The 17,967-nt window shown below is 50.8% G+C and carries 20 protein-coding genes and 3 pseudogenes; 13 read left to right on the forward strand and 10 right to left on the reverse strand.

Translation table 11 applies throughout. The features are described 5' to 3' along the window. Positions 1-107 precede the first annotated feature (107 nt). Entirely contained in the window at positions 108-443 is a 336-nt protein-coding gene (locus ACT9TW_RS18175) for a colicin E1 family microcin immunity protein (protein ID WP_446493281.1), read from the forward strand. Positions 444-651: 208 nt separating this feature from the next. Here ACT9TW_RS18175 and ACT9TW_RS18180 read toward each other — a convergent pair whose 3' ends face one another. After that, complete coding sequence (locus ACT9TW_RS18180) at positions 652-2,556, reverse strand: methyl-accepting chemotaxis protein (protein WP_446493282.1); 1,905 nt, start codon at positions 2,554-2,556, stop codon at positions 652-654. A 233-nt stretch (positions 2,557-2,789) separates the two neighbouring features. After that, positions 2,790-3,705: pseudogene (locus ACT9TW_RS18185) on the reverse strand (IS3 family transposase); the annotation flags it as partial. A 174-nt stretch (positions 3,706-3,879) separates the two neighbouring features. On the opposite strand from ACT9TW_RS18185, the gene ACT9TW_RS18190 reads away from it, so the two are divergent. From ACT9TW_RS18190 to uspF, 4 genes are all read left to right on the forward strand, one after another. After that, positions 3,880-4,119, forward strand: coding sequence for a DinI-like family protein (locus tag ACT9TW_RS18190; RefSeq protein ID WP_446493283.1), 240 nt, complete (start codon positions 3,880-3,882; stop codon positions 4,117-4,119). 468 nt (positions 4,120-4,587) lie between these two features. Beyond that, positions 4,588-5,799, forward strand: a complete 1,212-nt coding sequence (gene yedE, locus ACT9TW_RS18195) for a selenium metabolism membrane protein YedE/FdhT (protein ID WP_446493284.1) — start codon at positions 4,588-4,590, stop codon at positions 5,797-5,799. After that, positions 5,796-6,029, forward strand: a complete 234-nt coding sequence (yedF, locus tag ACT9TW_RS18200) for a sulfurtransferase-like selenium metabolism protein YedF (protein WP_166715534.1) — start codon at positions 5,796-5,798, stop codon at positions 6,027-6,029. Before yedE ends, yedF begins: the two co-directional genes overlap by 4 nt. Positions 6,030-6,176: 147 nt before the next feature. After that, positions 6,177-6,611 (forward strand): universal stress protein UspF, encoded by a 435-nt coding sequence (gene uspF / locus ACT9TW_RS18205; protein WP_446493285.1) that lies wholly within the window; start codon positions 6,177-6,179, stop codon positions 6,609-6,611. 54 nt (positions 6,612-6,665) lie between these two features. Here uspF and ompW read toward each other — a convergent pair whose 3' ends face one another. Next, positions 6,666-7,301 carry an outer membrane protein OmpW gene (gene ompW, locus ACT9TW_RS18210; protein WP_182061329.1) on the reverse strand — a complete coding sequence of 212 codons (636 nt, stop codon included), beginning with the start codon at positions 7,299-7,301 and terminating at the stop codon, positions 6,666-6,668. A 289-nt stretch (positions 7,302-7,590) separates the two neighbouring features. Here ompW and ACT9TW_RS18215 point away from each other — a divergent pair. The 4 genes and pseudogenes from ACT9TW_RS18215 to yciA all read left to right on the forward strand — a co-directional run. Then, positions 7,591-7,731: pseudogene (locus ACT9TW_RS18215) on the forward strand (YkgJ family cysteine cluster protein); the annotation flags it as partial. 25 nt (positions 7,732-7,756) lie between these two features. Beyond that, a complete protein-coding gene (locus tag ACT9TW_RS18220; protein ID WP_014070522.1) occupies positions 7,757-8,500 on the forward strand; it encodes a YciC family protein in 744 nt (247 codons plus the stop codon). Between the two features lie 57 nt (positions 8,501-8,557). Next, positions 8,558-9,097, forward strand: coding sequence for a septation protein A (locus ACT9TW_RS18225; protein ID WP_446493286.1), 540 nt, complete (start codon positions 8,558-8,560; stop codon positions 9,095-9,097). Between the two features lie 105 nt (positions 9,098-9,202). Continuing rightward, positions 9,203-9,598, forward strand: a complete 396-nt coding sequence (gene yciA, locus ACT9TW_RS18230; protein WP_446493287.1) for an acyl-CoA thioester hydrolase YciA — start codon at positions 9,203-9,205, stop codon at positions 9,596-9,598. A gap of 39 nt (positions 9,599-9,637) precedes the next feature. On the opposite strand, the gene tonB is transcribed toward yciA, so the two are convergent. Then, complete coding sequence (tonB, locus tag ACT9TW_RS18235; RefSeq protein ID WP_446493288.1) at positions 9,638-10,360, reverse strand: TonB system transport protein TonB; 723 nt, start codon at positions 10,358-10,360, stop codon at positions 9,638-9,640. A 221-nt stretch (positions 10,361-10,581) separates the two neighbouring features. Here tonB and ACT9TW_RS18240 point away from each other — a divergent pair, with 221 nt between their 5' ends. The 4 genes and pseudogenes from ACT9TW_RS18240 to ACT9TW_RS18255 form a co-directional block, all read left to right on the forward strand. Next, the gene (locus ACT9TW_RS18240) at positions 10,582-10,878 is read left to right on the forward strand and encodes a YciI family protein (RefSeq protein WP_166715541.1); all 297 of its coding nucleotides are present in this window, start codon (positions 10,582-10,584) and stop codon (positions 10,876-10,878) included. 983 nt (positions 10,879-11,861) lie between these two features. Then, entirely contained in the window at positions 11,862-12,092 is a 231-nt protein-coding gene (locus ACT9TW_RS18245; RefSeq protein ID WP_063434837.1) for a hypothetical protein, read from the forward strand. Next, on the forward strand, positions 12,079-12,657 hold the full coding sequence (locus ACT9TW_RS18250; RefSeq protein WP_446493289.1) for a 2OG-Fe(II) oxygenase family protein: 579 nt from the start codon (positions 12,079-12,081) through the stop codon (positions 12,655-12,657). Before ACT9TW_RS18245 ends, ACT9TW_RS18250 begins: the two co-directional genes overlap by 14 nt. A 138-nt stretch (positions 12,658-12,795) precedes the next feature. Beyond that, positions 12,796-12,929, forward strand: a pseudogene (locus tag ACT9TW_RS18255) (IS3 family transposase); the annotation flags it as partial. A 153-nt stretch (positions 12,930-13,082) separates the two neighbouring features. On the opposite strand, the gene ACT9TW_RS18260 reads toward ACT9TW_RS18255, so the two are convergent. From ACT9TW_RS18260 to ACT9TW_RS18285, 6 genes are all read right to left on the reverse strand, one after another. Continuing rightward, a complete protein-coding gene (locus tag ACT9TW_RS18260; protein ID WP_023323577.1) occupies positions 13,083-13,304 on the reverse strand; it encodes a DNA-binding transcriptional regulator in 222 nt (73 codons plus the stop codon). Between the two features lie 76 nt (positions 13,305-13,380). Next, a complete protein-coding gene (locus tag ACT9TW_RS18265) occupies positions 13,381-14,550 on the reverse strand; it encodes a phage late control D family protein (protein WP_446493290.1) in 1,170 nt (389 codons plus the stop codon). After that, on the reverse strand, positions 14,547-15,011 hold the full coding sequence (locus ACT9TW_RS18270) for a phage tail protein (RefSeq protein ID WP_446493291.1): 465 nt from the start codon (positions 15,009-15,011) through the stop codon (positions 14,547-14,549). The genes ACT9TW_RS18265 and ACT9TW_RS18270 overlap by 4 nt, the downstream gene beginning before the upstream one ends. A gap of 10 nt (positions 15,012-15,021) precedes the next feature. Beyond that, positions 15,022-17,472, reverse strand: a complete 2,451-nt coding sequence (locus ACT9TW_RS18275) for a phage tail tape measure protein (protein WP_446493292.1) — start codon at positions 17,470-17,472, stop codon at positions 15,022-15,024. Then, positions 17,462-17,584: a GpE family phage tail protein gene (locus ACT9TW_RS18280; protein ID WP_006175769.1), complete on the reverse strand. Its 123-nt coding sequence runs from the start codon at positions 17,582-17,584 to the stop codon at positions 17,462-17,464. The genes ACT9TW_RS18275 and ACT9TW_RS18280 overlap by 11 nt, the downstream gene beginning before the upstream one ends. A gap of 32 nt (positions 17,585-17,616) precedes the next feature. Beyond that, positions 17,617-17,937 (reverse strand): phage tail assembly protein, encoded by a 321-nt coding sequence (locus tag ACT9TW_RS18285; RefSeq protein WP_446493293.1) that lies wholly within the window; start codon positions 17,935-17,937, stop codon positions 17,617-17,619. Positions 17,938-17,967: the final 30 nt, after the last annotated feature.

Below are 17,967 nucleotides of genomic sequence, written 5' to 3' on the forward strand. Positions count from 1 at the left end.
GGATTTTGGGTCAGGGTCACTTTTGCATTCAAGCTGTAATTGTGAGAAGCAGGAAGGCGAAAAACAGACGAAACTTCGACAGGGCTGTTTAGATTTATAAGGTAAGCATGACACTTAAATACTATCTGGGTAACTTATGTTTGGGTTTGGTCGTATTCGGGATTATCGCCTTTGTCTGGCATGATGAACCTCAAACAACCACAATGAGGACATTGATGGGACTGGGTTTGCTAAGTGGGTTGATTTTCCCCTTTGCAAAAAAAGCGATTGAACGGATTGTCCTGAAATATTCAACACGCGAACAGTGGACTACAGGTTTCTATACTGAAACGCCGATGAAGAGCGGGTTGTACGCAGTCTACTTCATGCTGATTTTCGTCGTGGCCATACCAGTAGGCGTAATCTATCTGCTGTACCTTGCCGTATCAAAAAAGGCCACATGACGTGGCCTTTGTGGTTTTTATTGGCCGCTAGTAATGTAATTCATTACGTTGCCCGGCAACTTCTCATCAATGCCGTTTTGCAGTCGAAACATGTGGTCACTTCTGGCTTCCAGTAAATCGTGGTGTGCCCATACGCTCCTCCTATGCTCAAACTATAGGGCAGGATCGTCTACCGGGGTTGGGTTAGTCCACCACAGTAAAATCACTGTCAGGCAATAAATCGGTCAACCAGTCTGGACATGACTTCCGATTGACCATCCAGCATCTGACTTGCGGCGGCAGCCTGGGACACCAGGGCTGCATTTTGCTGGGTGACCTGCTCTAACTGGTTAAGTGCCTGGTGTACCTGAGAGACCCCCAGTGATTGTTCCATAGCAGCATGCGCGATATCACCGACGTATTGCCTCATACGCCCGGTATTATCCGCCGCGGCTTTGAGAGCAGTTGCTGAAGCAGTTACCCATGTAACACCTTCACCGATCTTATCCATATTCTGATTGACCAGCTCGCGGATTAGATTAGCCTCTCTGGCGCAGCGCTGTGATAAATTACGCACTTCCATCGCTACCACCGCAAAACCCTTGCCCAGTTCACCTGCACGTGCTGCTTCGACGGCGGCATTCAGCGCCAGAAGGTTCGTCTGAAATGCAATCTCGTCAATCGACGTCACGATCTGAGCAATCTGCTCGCTTGAGGAGCGAATCGCAACCATACTCTGACTGGCCTCGTTTGAGACACGATTTGCTTCCTGAACATCCCGTTCCATCTCCTGCGTCAGGCGCTCAGCTTCACGTGCGTTACCAGCAGTCTGAGTGATATTACTTGAAATCTGCTCCATGCTGGCAGCCGTTTCAACAATCGAAGCAGCCTGTTCATCCGTACGTTGAGCAAGATCCTGGTTCCCGGCGGCAATATCGCTACTCGCGCCTCGGAGTATCACTGCACCAGATTTGATTTCCTGCACGATGCGTTGGATGTTCTCAATCGACTGATTATACGCGAAGTTCAATGCAGACAGTTCATCACTGCCCGGCACTTCCAGACGACGGGTCAGGTCGCCATCCATTTCGGCGATGGATTTTAACGTCCCGGTCAGTTGCTGCTGGATGCTGCGCGCCACCGTCACCGCAAACATGATTGCAATAAGCATTGCAATCAGGCTTATTGCAATAAAGGATTGCCAGTCAACGCGGGCGTCGTGTGCCAGGGATTCAGCATGGCTCTGCAGAGCGTCCGCTGCGTGATTCTCTAATGTGCGTAGTATCTCAATACGCTGGGTCTGAGCTTTAAACCAGTCCCCAGGGTTGACACTAAATCCTCCCCGGTCTGCTTTATCAAAAGCCACTTCCCGCAGTTCAAGTGCACGAACGGCATCAACTGACTTCAGCGCGTTGTCTAACTCTGAAGCCTGCGACGGGCTGCTAAAGCGCCGCGCCGCAGTTAACCATGCGTCCTGCTTGCCCACTACGTCACTGAACATGCGAAACTGACCGTCGCCAAAGCTATTGGTGGAGAAGATATTAGACAGCAGGGCTCTCTCCACTCCCGCCTGTTCCTTTAAATTCAGAAGACTATAATATGCTGCAAGTTCATTAGCCATCGATCCAGATGTGCTCAAATGGATCATTCCACCAACAAAGTTCAGCATTCCAGAAATAGTCTGAGTATAGAATTTGCTGGATTGCGGGGAATCAATATTTAATTTGTTAATTGAATTACGGGTTGATTTAAGATGCTGAATATTGTCCTTGAAAACATTCAGCGTCGCGAAAATTTCATTTTTGAGTAAATCTTTATTCGTAGAGGCGAGCGTCTGATTTAACTTATACAGCGCATCATCGGTTAATTTCTGCTGTGCTGCTAACTCTTCACGAAAACTTTGCCCGCGGGAACCAATAAAGCCAGCACTCATTCCACGCTCTCGCTGGAGTTGATGGACAACGTCGCCAGCGCTGCGTGCCAGTATGGTGAGTTCACCAATGGTATTCATCTGCTGTTCAATATTGATGCGACTGATCATACCTGAACCTGCAAGCCAGAACATAGCCAACAGAAGCGGCATTAATGCTATAAACAACTTCACTTTCATTGAAATACGGCAAATCCATAACATGCAATTATTTTCCTTATGTATATCTACTAAAAGAGCTATCGGCAAATATCCATAAAAACTTTATACCTATTAGTGAGTGGTTTCTTAATTCGAGAACGTAGATTATTAGAGTGATTTTCAATCATAGATTGATTCTGATTATTCAATTCTGGCTAACCGTTTGAATTATCAGCAATAATAAAGGCACTGTCGAACAAATGATAATTATGTAGGCAGGCCACATTCCTTTAAGACCAGCCCAGTGCAGAATGGGGGCGTCTCTGGTTATAGTTTATGCGCCAGGCCTCGATTTTGCACCGGGCATCTTCCAGCGACATGAACCAGTTTTCATTCAGGCATCCCTGCCGCAGCCTGCCGTTGAACGACTCCACCGTCGCATTGTCCGTTGGGGTTCCCGGGCGTGAGAAGTCTATACGGATCCCTCGTTCATACACCCACTTGTCCAGCATTTTTCCTGCAAATTCAGAGCCGTTATCGGTTTTCAGCAACTGTGGTAAAGGACGTCTGAACGCAATACTGTTCAGCATCTCCGCAACTTCCGTTGAGCGCAGATTCTGGCCCACGCAGATCCCCAGACATTCACGCGTGTAGAGATCAATTACCGTCAGCAGGCGTAACCGACGCCCGTCAAATAATGCGTCGGAGACAAAGTCCATGCCCCAGATATGATTCGGATACAACCCCTGAGGCTTGGGTTGTCGGCGCTGTGCCGATTTGTTACGACGTGGACGTTTGAGACGCAGGGACAGACCCTGCTCGCTGTAGAGTCGATAGATACGTTTATGGTTATCCCGCCAGCCTTCACACCTGAGCATGACGTGAACTCTGCGGTAGCCATGGTGGACCCGGGTTTCGCTGATCTCCTGATACGCAGGCGTAGCGCACTGTCGTCTTACGCCACAGAAAGATACCTGAACGAGCTGTTGCTGACCCGCAGGATAAAGCATATTTGTCTTTCGCTGGCTCCGTAGCGTGCCTGCAGATCCCGGACCCATTCGCGCAGTCGCGCCAGCGTCAGTTCTTTTTTGCCAGCACATCCTGCAGCATGGCCTTGTCGAGGCTCAGATCGGCAACCAGCTTCTTCAGCCTGAGATTCTCTTCCTCAAGCTGTCGCATGTGCTTCAGTTCAGATGGGGAAATCCCGCCGTATGAGACAGCGATAGCCTTTGGATTTAGTTGTATGGCCTCAACGAATGCAGCCCTTATCTCGTATGGACGTGGCATGAGTTGTATCCTCAATCACTTATTGACTGTATGCATGCACAGTAGTATTTTTAGGGCCACAGATCAAGCCAAGACTATTTCACATTCTAAGGAAAGGTTATGTTCGTAGAACTCGTTTACGACAAACGCAATTTCGAAGGCCTGCCAGATGCAAAAAACATCATTCTGGATGAGTTAACAAAGAGGATTTGCCGCGTTTTCCCGGATGCAGAAGTTCGCGTTAAACCAATGATGACGCTGCCAGCGATCAACACTGATGCGAGCAAGCATGAAAAGGAACAGATAAGCAGGGTCGTGCAGGAGATGTTTGAAGAAGCTGATATGTGGCTTGAAGCTTAGTCTTCACTTGATGGTCTTCAATACCAGCAGGCAGTCAATTGATAATATGCCTGCCTGTAAACTGTTACTTTCCGCCCGCCGGAAATTTCTTGTATAAAGTGCAAAACGGCAACATCGTAAATGAGTGTCCTCTGTTTTCTGTCCAATCCGTTGGCAATCAGCCTACCGGCCAGCGCCGAAATAATATTGCAAAAATGAAATCCTCAGATATCAAAGACGGTTACCTGCATAGTTTCACGAACAGCATTCATTATCAGAGCGTCTTGAGCGAGGGAAAGAGTGTACCAGGCTTGCCATTTAATTTTTGAATGTCGCTTTCGTATCAGAGCATGAATTTTTGATGATTGAGGTCATTAAAAAGGCAGGTATTTTGGATAAAAGGTCTGGAGAGGTTTTTGAGAAAGAGCAAAAGCTCTATATTCCAGCCCGTTAAATCCACATACACCTTCTGAGTTCAGAGGCATAGTCATGACATGGCATCATTTCAAACAGACTTACCTGGTTAAGTTCTGGTCTCCGGTTCCGGCGGTTATCGCCGCGGGCATTCTTTCTACCTACTATTTCGGGATCACCGGCACCTTCTGGGCGGTAACGGGTGAGTTTACCCGTTGGGGTGGGCAATTATTACAGCTTGCGGGCGTGCATACCGAAGAGTGGGGCTATTTTAAACTGATTCATCTGGACGGTACGCCCCTGACCCGTATCGACGGGATGATGATTATCGGCATGTTTGGGGGCTGTTTTGCTGCCGCGCTGTGGGCAAACAACGTGAAGCTACGAATGCCAAAAAGCCGGATCCGCATTATGCAGGCCGTCGCGGGCGGTATTATCGCAGGCTTTGGCGCCCGCCTGGCGATGGGCTGCAACCTGGCAGCCTTCTTTACCGGTATTCCTCAGTTTTCACTTCATGCCTGGTTCTTTGCCGTGGCAACGGCCATTGGCTCTTACTTTGGCGCGCGCTTTACGCTACTGCCCTTCTTCCGCATTCCAGTGAAAATGACCAAAGTCAGCGCCGCCTCGCCACTGACTCAAAAACCCGCTCAGGCGCGCCGTCGATTTCGACTCGGGATGCTGGTCTTTTTCGCCATGCTGGCCTGGGCATTATGCACCGCCCTTAACCAGCCGAAACTGGGCCTGGCAATGCTGTTCGGCGTTGGGTTTGGCTTACTGATAGAACGTGCGCAGATCTGCTTCACTTCAGCATTTCGCGATATGTGGATAACCGGCCGTACAATGATGGCAAAAGCCATTATTGCCGGGATGGCGGTCAGCGCTATCGGTATTTTCAGTTACGTGCAGCTCGGCGTTGAACCGAAAATCATGTGGGCTGGTCCCAATGCGGTGATCGGCGGTTTACTGTTTGGTTTCGGAATTGTGCTGGCCGGTGGATGTGAAACGGGCTGGATGTATCGTGCGGTAGAAGGCCAGGTGCATTACTGGTGGGTTGGACTGGGCAATGTGATTGGCTCTACGGTGCTGGCGTACTTCTGGGATGATTTATCCCCGGTTCTGGCAACCAACTGGGACAAGGTTAACCTGCTGAACACCTTTGGTCCGCTGGGCGGTTTACTTGTGACCTACGCCCTACTGCTGATTGCATTTCTGCTGGTTGTCGCCCAGGAAAAACGTTTTTTTCGCCGCACGGCCAATAAGACGCACCCCCAGGAGAATATCGCATGAAAGAGATTGTACCTGACTATCGCCTGGATATGGTCGGCGAGCCTTGCCCTTACCCGGCTGTCGCAACGCTTGAAGCCCTGCCTCAGCTTAAGAAAGGGGAAATTCTGGAAGTGGTGAGCGATTGTCCGCAATCCATAAACAACATTCCTCTGGATGCCAGAAACCACGGCTATACAGTGCTGGATATTCAACAGGATGGACCTACCATTCGATATTTGATTCAGAAATAATCCCTTCGCGTCCCGTTCCGGGGCGCACTGAATTTTGCCTGAAAACACCTGAAAAATGCCCTGGCTCCCATTTTGCACGCTAATCTCACCGGCGATGTTTCGGCGGGCTAGACTTAAAGCGGACAAAAAACAAACAGGAGGTGCGGCATGTTTCATTCCATTTTGGTTCCTCTCGATATTTCCGAAAATCGCCTGACCGATCAGGTGATCCCCTATGTTCAGGCGAACGCAGCAATCGGCAACGCAAGTGTGCATTTTCTGACGGTTATTCCGTCTATGCCTTATTACTCGTCACTGGGGCTGGCTTATTCGATTGAAACGCCGAAACTGGCGGAGATACAGCAACAAGCGCTTGCTAAGCTGGATGAGGTGGTTAAACAGTTCAACTTGCCCGCAGACAAAGTGCATACCCATGCCATTTCAGGCTCACCTAAAGATCAGATACTGAAGCTGGCGGATTCCATCAGTGCCGATTTGATTATTATTGCCTCTCATCGACCTGATATTTCGACCTACCTTTTAGGGTCAAATGCGGCGGTTGTTGTTCGTCATGCCACCTGTTCAGTGCTGGTTGTTCGATGAGGTGTGTGCTACAAAGCGTAAATCAACCACCTGCCAGGCAGGTGGTTGTGATACTCAGAAACGATAACCCGCCGAGAACATAAATACCCACGGATCCAGACGGGTGCTAACGCTCTGTTGTTCGCCACCTGCTTTAAAGCGCACATCCGTGTCGATATCCATATACCAGACGGACATATTAATCAGCCAGTCGCGATTAATCAGGTAATCCAGCCCGACCTGTCCCGCCACACCCCAGGAATCTTTCAGGCTGAGATCTGAAAGGCCCGCATCTTTACCGGTATCGTTAAACTTCTCATTAAAGAACGTTGTGTAGTTTACGCCCGCACCAATATAAGGACGCGCCTTGCTGCTGGCATCACCAAAATACCATTGCGCCATTAAGGTTGGCGGCAACAGGTTAACCGTCGCGATATTACCAGTAGGCCCGGTACCAACGTGATGACGGAATGGTGTTGCGGCTAACAGTTCCACCCCGATATTTTCGGTTGCCATATAGGTAAACGTCAGGCCCAACTGGGTGTTGTTACTGACGTTAAAGCCACCAAGTTTACCCAACACATTATCGGAACCTTCCGTTGGTCGAACCGTTGCCGAACCTGCGCGAATAAAGAATTCGCCTGCTTCATGCGCGTACGCGCCGCCAGAGATACTGCTTAAGATAAGGGCTGCCACCGCTAATTTTTTCATATCCGCTCCATCGTTGTGGTTTTATTTCGGGGCAGAATATACTCACAAATGAGTAATAAGTGATCTAACACAGATCACATAAAAACCAGTAAGTTAACATTCATTGATCTGAGTTAATTTTTCATAACTAATCAGAAAGGAGTAACGCGTCTCTAAGTCAATTTTTGCCATTTCTCAGCGACCAAACAATCCTCTTGCCCTCTTTCCAGCGGCTGGATAATTTAGCTGTCTGACAATTTGATTTGATGCGTTCCTGATTGCAGGTGTGCCGACATCCGGCTGGGGATGTTCAATTTCGGGGGGCAAAGAGTCCTGTAATCCGGCTAAGGTACGCTACGGATTACCTCCGCTTTACAAAGATATGCTTTTCCATACAAGGCTTGATGCTGCCACCGCAGTCTTATCCGGTGTACAATTGCCGGCTAATTAACACCTGCAATACTCAAGGAGAGTGCATGTCTATCACGGCGAAGTCTGTCTACCGTGACACGGGGAATTTTTTCCGCAATCAGTTCATTACCTTTTTACTGATAGCGTTGCTATGTGCGTTTATCACGGTGGTGCTTGGCCATGCGTTTTCACCCAGTGATGACCAGATTGCCAGCCTGAGTCAGGGCGACAATCTTGCAGGCAGCGTGGGCCTATTTGAACTGGTGCAAAACATGACTCCCGAACAGCAGCAAATCCTGCTGCGGGCATCTGCTGCATCAACCTTCTCCGGCCTGATTGGCAACGCCGTTCTGGCAGGCGGGGTTCTGCTGATGATCCAATTGGTGTCTGCGGGACAGCGTGTTAGCGCCTTACGTGCTATCGGTGCCAGCGCACCGGTTTTACCGAAGCTGTTCATCCTTATCTTTTTAACCACGATGCTGGTTCAGATTGGCATTATGCTGGTCGTTGTACCTGGCGTTCTTCTGGCGATTGTTCTTTCCTTCGCACCCGTGATGGTTGTGCAGGATAAAATGGGAATATTCGTCGCTATGCGCAGCAGCATAAAACTGGCATGGTCTAATATGCGCCTGGTTGCTCCAGCGGTAATCGGCTGGTTGCTGGCCAAAACGCTTTTGCTGCTGTTTGCACCAAACTTTGCCGTACTCACGCCAAACGTTGGCGCGGTAGTGGCCAATACGCTGAGCAATCTGATTTCAGCGGTATTGCTGGTTTACTTGTTCCGCCTGTATATGTTAATTCGTCAGTAATCCTGATGGCCGGGTATGTCGCTGTACCCGGCTCAACGAAGAAGATGGAATCACAGAATGAAGCAGTTTCTTGATTTTTTACCCCTTGTCGTATTTTTCGCGTTTTATAAGCTCTACGACATTTATGCCGCCACCACGGCGCTGATCGTTGCGACCGCTATCGTGCTTATCTACAGCTGGGTGCGATATCGCAAAGTTGAGAAAATGGCGTTGATCACGTTCGTTCTGGTCGCCGTGTTTGGCGGGTTAACCCTGTTCTTCCATAACGATGAGTTTATTAAATGGAAGGTTACGGTCATTTATGCCCTGTTTGCTGGTGCACTGCTGATCAGCCAGTGGGTCATGAAAAAGCCTTTAATCCAGCGTATGTTGGGTAAAGAGTTGACGCTCCCGCAGGAAGTGTGGTCGCGACTGAATATCGCCTGGGCGGTGTTCTTCATTCTTTGTGGCCTGGCCAATATCTACATCGCCTTCTGGCTGCCGCAGAATATTTGGGTCAACTTCAAAGTCTTCGGCTTGACCGCCCTGACGCTTATTTTTACGCTCTTAAGCGGCGTTTATATTTACCGCCACATTCCTCAGGACGATAAGCACTGACAGTTTTTTACCAGAACGCTCGCCCTACGGGCGTTCTGGTCTATTCTCACCAGCCGAAAATCATAGTAGCATCCCGCCTGAAGTCTTCAGTTACGAGTTAAAACAATGACAACAAATGACGCCCCTCAGGGCGAATTGGTATTACGCACACTGGCAATGCCTGCGGACACCAACGCCAATGGCGATATTTTTGGTGGATGGTTGATGGCGCAAATGGATATGGGCGGCGCGATCCTTGCGAAAGAGATTGCACACGGACGCGTGGTGACCGTTCGGGTAGATGGCATGACGTTCCTTCGCCCGGTTGCCGTGGGTGATGTCGTCTGCTGTTATGCGCGCTGCGTGAAACGCGGTAACAGCTCAATTTCGATCAACATTGAAGTGTGGGTGAAAAAAGTCTCTTCCGAGCCTATCGGTCAGCGTTATAAAGCTACCGAAGCGCTGTTTATTTATGTGGCAGTCGATAGCCAGGGCAAACCCCGCCAGCTACCTGCAATTTAATGCCAGACAAAAAAAAGCCTCCAATCTGGAGGCTTTTTTTTATTCCATTTGTGCCCCGCCATTCATGCGGAACACGATATTCACAACCAATCCACTGCCGGGCTTGCCTGCTTCGTAACGCCACTTACGCATGGCGTCTTTCACATCGCGTTCGAACATGTTAGAAGGCTGCGCAGATAGGATTTCGATGTTATCAAGGCGGCCATCTGGCGTAACGTCAAATTTCACGCGAACACGCCCTTCAATACGCAGAGCCAGAGCACGCTGGGGATACTGTGGCTGGTTGCGGCTCAATGCGCGCGGGCCTGCTGGCGCGGCTGGTGTCGGTTTTGCCACCGCTGGCGTATTGTTGGCCATTGCGCGCGCAGGCGCAGCGTTTTCAACCGGCTGAGTGGTACGCGTCTCAACAGGGCGCTCTTCACGTTTTGGACGCTCTTCAACCTTTTTCACCGGTTTTGGCTTCGGTTTGGGCTTAGGTTTTGGCTCAGGCTTGTGGATCACCACCGGCGCTTCTTTTGGCGGCTCCGGGACAACCTCAGGCTCGGGTTCCGGCTCAGCAACCGGTTGTGGCGGTGGTGTGACAGCCTGCGGCGGCTCAAGCTCCGCTGGCGTTACCATGGTCACAGAAATAGGCTGCGCGGGCGCTGGCATTTCAATAACCTGATGAACCGAGGTGTAGAGCAGACCCGCCACAACAGCACCGTGAATAACGACGGAAAGCAACGTCGGCCAGGGAAAGCGGCGAGGTAAATCTAGGGTCATCGAAGTCATAATCATCAGAGTTAAAAAACCAGACGTTGATTTTAAATGCAAATAGCAATCATATTCAATAAGACACTTTATCTTCACGCGATTTAAGCGCATAAGAGGCCAAAAAAGGCGCATTCAGATCAGGGTTGTAACATTGTCGTTATCTTTACATTGCAGTCAATTGTGCTTTCACATAACGTAATTGCCACTTTTACTGGTTAAGGAGCTCCGCCGTGCTTTATGTGATTTATGCAGAAGATGTAGCTGATTCCCTGGAAAAACGCCTTTCTGTGCGCCCTGCCCATCTGGCGCGTTTACAGCTGTTACACGATGAAGGCCGTTTGTTAACCGCAGGCCCAATGCCCGCGGTAGACAGCAACGATCCTGGCGCGGCAGGTTTTACCGGTTCAACCGTTATTGCAGAGTTCGAATCCCTGGAGGCGGCCAAAGCCTGGGCTGACGCTGACCCGTATGTGGCGGCTGGCGTTTACGCAAAAGTCACCGTGCGTCCGTTCAAGAAAGTGTTCTGATGCACTAAAGGCTCCGGATGGAGCCTTTAAAAACACATTAACACAATGAAATAAAAGGATTTGTTTCAGGTCATGTCCACATATTGACCACATCGATAGAAGAAGCCCTGCAAATGCGGGGCTTTTCTTTTGACTGCCACAGATATGCAAGAACAACTTAAGAAAGCAACTAGAATGCTGTTGACCGTCAGCTATGAGCGAGGTGCGGACATTGTAACTTTCGCAAGCTGATTTTGAGATAGGATGGCTTTCACTTGGCTGGCATTGTGTAATGCCGTCATAGAATATGCATAATAACTTTCTTCAGCGACTAACTATTCATCATAAAATCGATATTATCGTAGAGGACAGGAGTTTCTGGCCACATTGTCTCTACAAGGAAAAACTGAAAATGAGATTTATAACACTGTTTACATTGCTTTTCGCTCTTCCCCTCCATGCCGAAGACCATGATTATGGGCCTCCCATCTCTAGATGCTTGAACAAACATACTATTCCCTATATCAACACTACGATTCCTGCTGAGAATATTGTTAATGATGCTTATAAGGAGTGCGAGGACATCGTTAATGAATGGAATAATGAGCGTGCATCCTTGCCCAAGGAAATGGTAATCAAGCAGAATAAGGAATTTAGGGAGATGTATGTCAGGATGATTGATAACCGCAGGAAAACAGATGTTAACAAAAGATGAAGGCTTTGTTTTACTTCATTTTGTAAAGTAGCGCTCTTGGGGCCAGGTAAAATCTCGCGTTAAGCTTTCCTGAAAGGCAGTTTTGAGCGAAGAGCGGAAGTTGGTATTAGTTTGCTTTTCCCAGTGGAAAAGCACCATGCAGAAGTCTACATTTTCAATATGGTGATGCTTTCTATCTAATCGCTGCCAAATAGATGATTGTGTTCGCTCACTCTCAGGGACACAAATGAAATAAATGGTGGCACTGTCAGGGCTGCTTCGACTAGACGCAACCCAAAGGAGAATCAGAATGAGTAATAATAAAGTACTTATCGAGGAAGTAGCTTCAATCCGTGCGCAGCTGCGGGCAAATCCGCGAGCTCAGTTGGAGCTGTTGGCAGCAATCTCAACGATCTTACGAGAAAATAATATTAATATCTCCACTGAAGCTTTGCGAGACTTACAGCTAACTACGAGCGGTGAAATCGGCACATTGCATGAAGTAGTACTTCCAGTAGGAACTCCTTGTGGAGTGGCTTAAGGAAATAGCCCCTGGTATCGTGTCAGCGAACATGTACTCTCCAAAAGAGTGTGCAGATATTATCTTTTCTGCAAACCAGCAGGCTGACCAGTGGATGAAGGCAACGGTATCTGAATTTGATGATGTAAAGGGAAAGAAGGAAATATTGGATACGTTTTCGCGAAATGGTTTGGTGAAATCGCACCAGCAACTTCCTAGCCTATGTGCAAAGTTTGAACTGATTGCCAATGACTTATTCTCTCAAGTACTTAGGACAAAGTGGTCACTACCACCATTAACTCTTGAAGACACACAACTCGTACGATATAGCCCGGGAGGTTTTTTTAAAAAACATACCGATTGGGGAAGAAGCCATCCGCAACGTTGCATAAGCCTCGCATTGTATTTGAATGATGAGTATGAAGGAGGTTGCTTAGAGTTTCCGTTACTGGATGTTCGGCACAAACCAACAACAGGTGAGTGCATTGCTTTCCCCTCAGATTACCTCCATTCAGGAGAGCCAGTAATTGAAGGAGAAAAATACGTATTCCTATCGTTTATGTGTGGTCCAAAACCAATCTTTTGAATCTGGCGCTGGTAACGCCTAATGTCCTAGGCAACCGTCTGCCAACATTATTTTGAATGATTTTAGTCGGTTAACTGATCCTACCTACGAATAGTTGACACGGGACTAAGTGAGTAGACTCTCAACCAGAGGTGACTCATGACCAAATCAGCCATAACCGGCAACAAGCCCCGCAAACAGCACACGCCCGAGTTCCGTCAGGAAGCCTTGAAGCTTGCTGAACGCATTGGCGTAGCCGCCGCAGCCGTGAACTCAGCCTGTACTCAGCCCGGAACAATTTGAAAAACAGAACCTCGCTTAGCACCGTTGACCTGCGCCCATTGATGAATATTGGTCATAGTTAGCAACGACTGCTTCTGGCACTTTGCCGACCTTCACAAATTTAAACGATAAGAAAGCTCCGCATTTGAGGGGCTTTCTTTTGGTCACATCCAGTGAATTTGTTGTTGTCCTGATTGTGTCGGGTGCGGCGGCGCTGGTACTACTTCACCAGGCGAAACGATAAAGCGCTCGACAGTCTCAGTGGTGACAAACGTGCAACTGCAATTGATGTTTGTGCACTGATGATAGCGCTCTTTGGTCGTGTCAGAAAAATAGCGACTTGTGCGAGCGTGGGCGGCGTAATGGCATTTTGGGCAGTGAAACATAGCGAGCACCTCTTTAAATTTCAGATGCATTAATTTTAACCATTAACACCTTACATAACAAACACTTAAGTCAATTTTATTGATTTAATTCCTCGCTCTCGTACTCCACATCCGAAACCTTAACCTCAAGCTCTAAGCCTGTCGTGTAGCCGTTCCCGTTAAGACTATGCACCACCCGGCTGATAATCCATGCCTGCTCGTCTATGACGCGCTTAAAGCCTTTCACCGTAACCGGCGTTTCGGGAAATAAATCAGCACGGCCAAACGCCAGCGAAATTGAAAACTCCGCGACACCGCGCTGCAGCTTGTCCCACTTCGCCTGAGCGGCGCGCATGGCCTGCGCCTTTGTTGCGTAGATGGTCGTGAGCTCCAGCACGTTATCTGACTCACCGGCCATGTATTCGCCCTCGCGGGCTTCCTGCTCTTTTTTGGCTTTGGCCTTGGTCGTGGTTTTGGCCGCTTTCGGGTGCTCCAGTGCGCGCAGGTGCTGCACCTTCGGTTTACGCTGTAGCTTCACTTTTTGCTTTTGCGGTTTCGGGTCTTTGGTGTGCAGCCATTTAGCCGTAACTCCGGTGTATGCCTCCCGGTCGGCGATGGCAAACTGATGCCGGTCGCCGTCGCCTCTTTCGACAGTCATTTGCGGGATAGGTTTCCCACTGGCCGTCATCGCGCTACCTGCTTTGATGAATAGCAGTTTTCCCGCTTTTACCGAGACCGTTGCACCATTGCGGTCGGCCAGACGGGACAGAAACACCGCGTCGGATTCCTGCGTCTGGTCGATGTGAGGGACGGGGATCGCTTTCAGCGTGTCGGCCACACTGGCCGTCAGTTTGTTGCGTGCCGCGATGGTCTCCACAATGACCCCGAGTGTGGTGTCATGCCATGACTGCTCCCGGCGTGAGTTCAGCGTCCCGCGAAAATCAGCACTGCGCCCCCGGATGGTCAGCGTATCAGGTGCGCCCCGGTGCTCGATTTCATCGACAGTGAAACTCCCCTTATTCAGCAAGGCTGAGCCCTGCCAGCCTAACCACAACGTCAGCTTTGCACCGCGTGGCGGCAGCTCGACCAGCCCGTCGGCATCATCGAGCTCGATGTCGAGCTGGTCAGCCTCGAATCCGCGATTGTCCGTCATCGTCAGACCGATAAGCCGGTCGCTGAAATTCTGCGTGATATCATCGCCATCTAACGTGAGCATAAACGCCGGGGCAATGAGCGCCCCGGCCTGTACTTTCATTCCGGTTATCATCCTGCCAGCCCTCCCAGCCAGTTACCGGCAGACGTCACCAGATTGTCGGCCTGCGTTTTCAGGTCGCCGTAGATAGCTGCGAGTGAATCATCGACCCGCTTTAGCGACAGGCTAAACTCGATTTTTCTGGCCGCGCCGTCGCTGAATAATTCGCTGTGCGTGTGGGTCACTTTATCGATGACATACATGCCGTGGATCATGCCCGTTCCGTCAATCATCGGCCACGCCCTGCCCTCGTCGGCCATCAGTTCGATAGCCGTCAGCGACAGGCGACCGCCGGTGATTTCAGGGTAAAGCACACCCGACAGCGTGCGCGAGGTTTCGCCCTCCCCGAGATACTGATAAGCCGGGGGTTTGCCGACGCGGTCGTTTGATGCCCAGCGGTAATCCTTCGAATACTGCATCGACTGATGCGGCAGCGTGCGTCGCTCAAAAACAAATAAACCCAACACCATTAACATGCTTTAGCCCTCATCCGTCATGGCGCATACTTGAACGCTGGCGCGCCCTTTCTTTTCGGTCGAATTTCTCGACGGCGTCATTTAGCTGTCGCTCAAGGTCGCTACCCGGCGCAACGCCACCCTGCAGGGTGATGTGATACTCGCTTTTACTCTGGTCAACATAAGACCGGCCAGCAGGCGCAGTTACTGGCTGATAAGCCTGATAACCTCCATATGCTGACGTTGCCGGGATATAAGACTCGTTTTGCGCACCGGCTGCAGCACCGGATTTCGCTGCAGTCTGGTCGATGTCGCCCGACTCTTTTTTGATAACCCCGAGCTTTTCCAGCAGCCAGTCAACCTTTCCACCGAGAAAGTTAAAGAGTTTGACGGGAGCCATCAGCGCATTAGCGAGGTCTCGACCAAACTCCACACCGGCATTTTTGAAACCGTCGAGGGATTCCTGCGTTGCCTTAACCGGCGCAATCAGGTTAGTAAACCACTGCCAGACGTCTTTCAGCTTGCCCGACACGGCGTCGAATACCGGGATAAGTGGCGAAAACATTTCACTTAACGGCCCGATTACAGCCTTAAGCCCCTCAGCGACCCCCGAGAAATATGCGCTCAGTGGCTCCCAGTATTGACGTATCAGGAGCGCACCGGCCACCACGGCAGCGACCACGGCCACCACCGGCAAACTGATAGCCCCTACGGCGGCGACAATCGCAGTCCCTGCGGTACTGAAAACGACACCCAGCACACCGGCTGCAGCAATAATCCCGTTAATCCCGGCGATGACCGGCCATGCAATCAGACCAATCCCGCCCAGCACGCCGACCAGCGCCAGTGCACCGGCGGTCACAGTAAACAGCGTTTGCGTCAGTTCAGGGTTCGCTTTCGCCCAGGCGGCAACCTTCCCGAGCATATCGGTCGCGGAAACCGTCAGGCGGCGCAGCGCTGAGTTTTCTTTATCGAATACCTCAATCTGCAAATCTTCCCACGCTGACTGCAGGTTTTTCAGGTCGCCGTCGAGGTTATCGGTCTGGATTTTCGCGATAAGCTCAGTCGTGCCTTTCGAGTCACGTATTTGCTGGCGCTTATTATCGAGCGAGCCATCACCGGCTGCGGCGACCAGCTTAATCGCCCCCTTCATGGCTTCCTCGCCGAAAATCACTTTCAGATATTCGCCCTGCTCAGCCGTTCCGAGCTTATTTTTCACGAAGGACTTATTAATATCTTTGAGGATTTTTTCGACCGGCAGCATGTTCCCTTTGCTGTCGCGGGTTTTCACGCCCAGCTCTGCAATGGCGTCCACGGCTTTACCCATCGGTGCCTGCAGGCGGTTGAAAATGGCACTAGCCCCCGTACCAGCCATCGAGCCCTTTATCCCGTTATCAGCCAGAATGCCGAGCATGGCGGTCGTGTCTTCAATGCTCGCCCCTGCGGCCTCCGCGATAGGCGCGACATACTTCATCGCCTCGCCCAGCTCGACAAGGCCGGTATTGGATGACGTAAAACCTTTTGTCATCACATCCGCGACGCGCTCAATCTCCGTGGTCGGCAGGTTAAAGGCCGACTGCATATTGGTGATAATGTCGGCGGCTTCGGCGATATCCACGTCAGCCGCGAGGCTCAGGTTTACGGTTGACCCGGTCGCGGCCAGCACGTCATCGGCGTTATAGCCTGAGCGTGCGAGCGTGGTCTGCGTGCGCGCCACATCACCCGGCGAAAAGGCCGTTGTCGCACCGATATCGCGCGCCTGCTGACGAATGGCCGCGAGCTTGTCATCGCCCTTATCGAGACCGAGGATCGCCTGTGTGCCTGACATCTGTTTATCAAAACCGATACCCGGTGCAATAAAACGCGATGCGCCATACAGCCTGGCAGTCGCCACCCCGACGCCCACCATCCCGGCATTACGCGCACCGGCGGCGAGCTGTTGCCCAGATTCATAGCGACTTTTAACCGCGCTGAGTCTGGCCTGTTGCTGACCGACGCGCGCCAGCGCATCACGTTGCCGGTTAAGCTGCGCGGTCGTCTCGCTGATACTGGATTTCAGACGGCGCTCATCCGCCGACAGCGTGCGCGTGTTTATCCCGGCCTGCGCGAGCTCGGTGCGCTGGCGCTGTACCGACTGCCTGAGCCCGTTATATTTGAGCTGCAGGTCAGCAGCGGATTTCTTTGCCGCCTCCATTGCGCGCGCCTGCGCATTCGTGGGGTTTTCCGTGCTCTTAAACTGGACGGCCAGCGCAGCGGCCTCCTGTTTCGCTTTGGTAAGCGACTGACCGGTGACGGCAAGCTGTGCGCTCGCTTTCCTGAATCCGTCAATTCGGGACGCCTGCGCATTGAGGTCGCGCAGGCTGGTTTGTGAAGTGCGGATGTCGCCAGCAAGGGATTTGCTGGCGGTCTGGATAGCTTTAAGCGGTCGGCTTGCCCGGTCTACTGCGTTAAGCAGCACCTCAAGTCTGACGTTATTGCTCATGGTGGTTTCCGCTTCGCTGTAGCGCCTTATCGCGCCATGTGATGAGCTCGGTCACGCTCAGGGAATACAGCTCTGATGGCGGCCAGTGAAAAATCACTGCGATATCCGCCATCAGGTCATCGACCGACAGATTGTCGGGAAATTTCAGCGAGCCGAAGATGGTGACAAAAAACCAATCACCTCAGCAGCGAACTGCATCAGGTCGGATGCATCAAGACGGGCGATTTCAGGCTCAGTGAGTGCCGGGTAAGTCATGCGCGGCAGCACTTTAATCAGCGCATCAACATCAGAGGTTGCTAGCGATGCCAGCGACACCCCACGCAGGGTTCCCGCATTGGGTTTTGAAACGGTCACCTTTTCAATTTTCTGCTCACCTCGCATGAGGGGATTATCGAGGATCACAACGTTAGGTGTTTTGGTTTCGGTAGTGGTTTCTGTGATGGCGGTTTCGGTGTTTTTTTTCATGATATTGCTCTCTTAAAGTCAGATGACCGG

Source organism: Enterobacter sp. C4G1 (genome assembly GCF_052886895.1).

Bases quoted from the DNA above. Each gene is read 5' to 3' on its own strand.
- ACT9TW_RS18175 (WP_446493281.1), top strand. From the start codon at position 108: ATGACACTTAAATACTATCTGGGTAACTTATGTTTGGGTTTGGTCGTA.
- ACT9TW_RS18180 (WP_446493282.1), bottom strand. From the start codon at position 2,556: ATGTTATGGATTTGCCGTATTTCAATGAAAGTGAAGTTGTTTATAGCA.
- ACT9TW_RS18190 (WP_446493283.1), top strand. From the start codon at position 3,880: ATGTTCGTAGAACTCGTTTACGACAAACGCAATTTCGAAGGCCTGCCA.
- yedE (WP_446493284.1), top strand. From the start codon at position 4,588: ATGACATGGCATCATTTCAAACAGACTTACCTGGTTAAGTTCTGGTCT.
- yedF (WP_166715534.1), top strand. From the start codon at position 5,796: ATGAAAGAGATTGTACCTGACTATCGCCTGGATATGGTCGGCGAGCCT.
- uspF (WP_446493285.1), top strand. From the start codon at position 6,177: ATGTTTCATTCCATTTTGGTTCCTCTCGATATTTCCGAAAATCGCCTG.
- ompW (WP_182061329.1), bottom strand. From the start codon at position 7,301: ATGAAAAAATTAGCGGTGGCAGCCCTTATCTTAAGCAGTATCTCTGGC.
- ACT9TW_RS18220 (WP_014070522.1), top strand. From the start codon at position 7,757: ATGTCTATCACGGCGAAGTCTGTCTACCGTGACACGGGGAATTTTTTC.
- ACT9TW_RS18225 (WP_446493286.1), top strand. From the start codon at position 8,558: ATGAAGCAGTTTCTTGATTTTTTACCCCTTGTCGTATTTTTCGCGTTT.
- yciA (WP_446493287.1), top strand. From the start codon at position 9,203: ATGACAACAAATGACGCCCCTCAGGGCGAATTGGTATTACGCACACTG.
- tonB (WP_446493288.1), bottom strand. From the start codon at position 10,360: ATGACCCTAGATTTACCTCGCCGCTTTCCCTGGCCGACGTTGCTTTCC.
- ACT9TW_RS18245 (WP_063434837.1), top strand. From the start codon at position 11,862: ATGAGTAATAATAAAGTACTTATCGAGGAAGTAGCTTCAATCCGTGCG.
- ACT9TW_RS18260 (WP_023323577.1), bottom strand. From the start codon at position 13,304: ATGTTTCACTGCCCAAAATGCCATTACGCCGCCCACGCTCGCACAAGT.
- ACT9TW_RS18265 (WP_446493290.1), bottom strand. From the start codon at position 14,550: ATGATAACCGGAATGAAAGTACAGGCCGGGGCGCTCATTGCCCCGGCG.
- ACT9TW_RS18270 (WP_446493291.1), bottom strand. From the start codon at position 15,011: ATGTTAATGGTGTTGGGTTTATTTGTTTTTGAGCGACGCACGCTGCCG.
- ACT9TW_RS18275 (WP_446493292.1), bottom strand. From the start codon at position 17,472: ATGAGCAATAACGTCAGACTTGAGGTGCTGCTTAACGCAGTAGACCGG.
- ACT9TW_RS18280 (WP_006175769.1), bottom strand. From the start codon at position 17,584: ATGGCGGATATCGCAGTGATTTTTCACTGGCCGCCATCAGAGCTGTAT.
- ACT9TW_RS18285 (WP_446493293.1), bottom strand. From the start codon at position 17,937: ATGAAAAAAAACACCGAAACCGCCATCACAGAAACCACTACCGAAACC.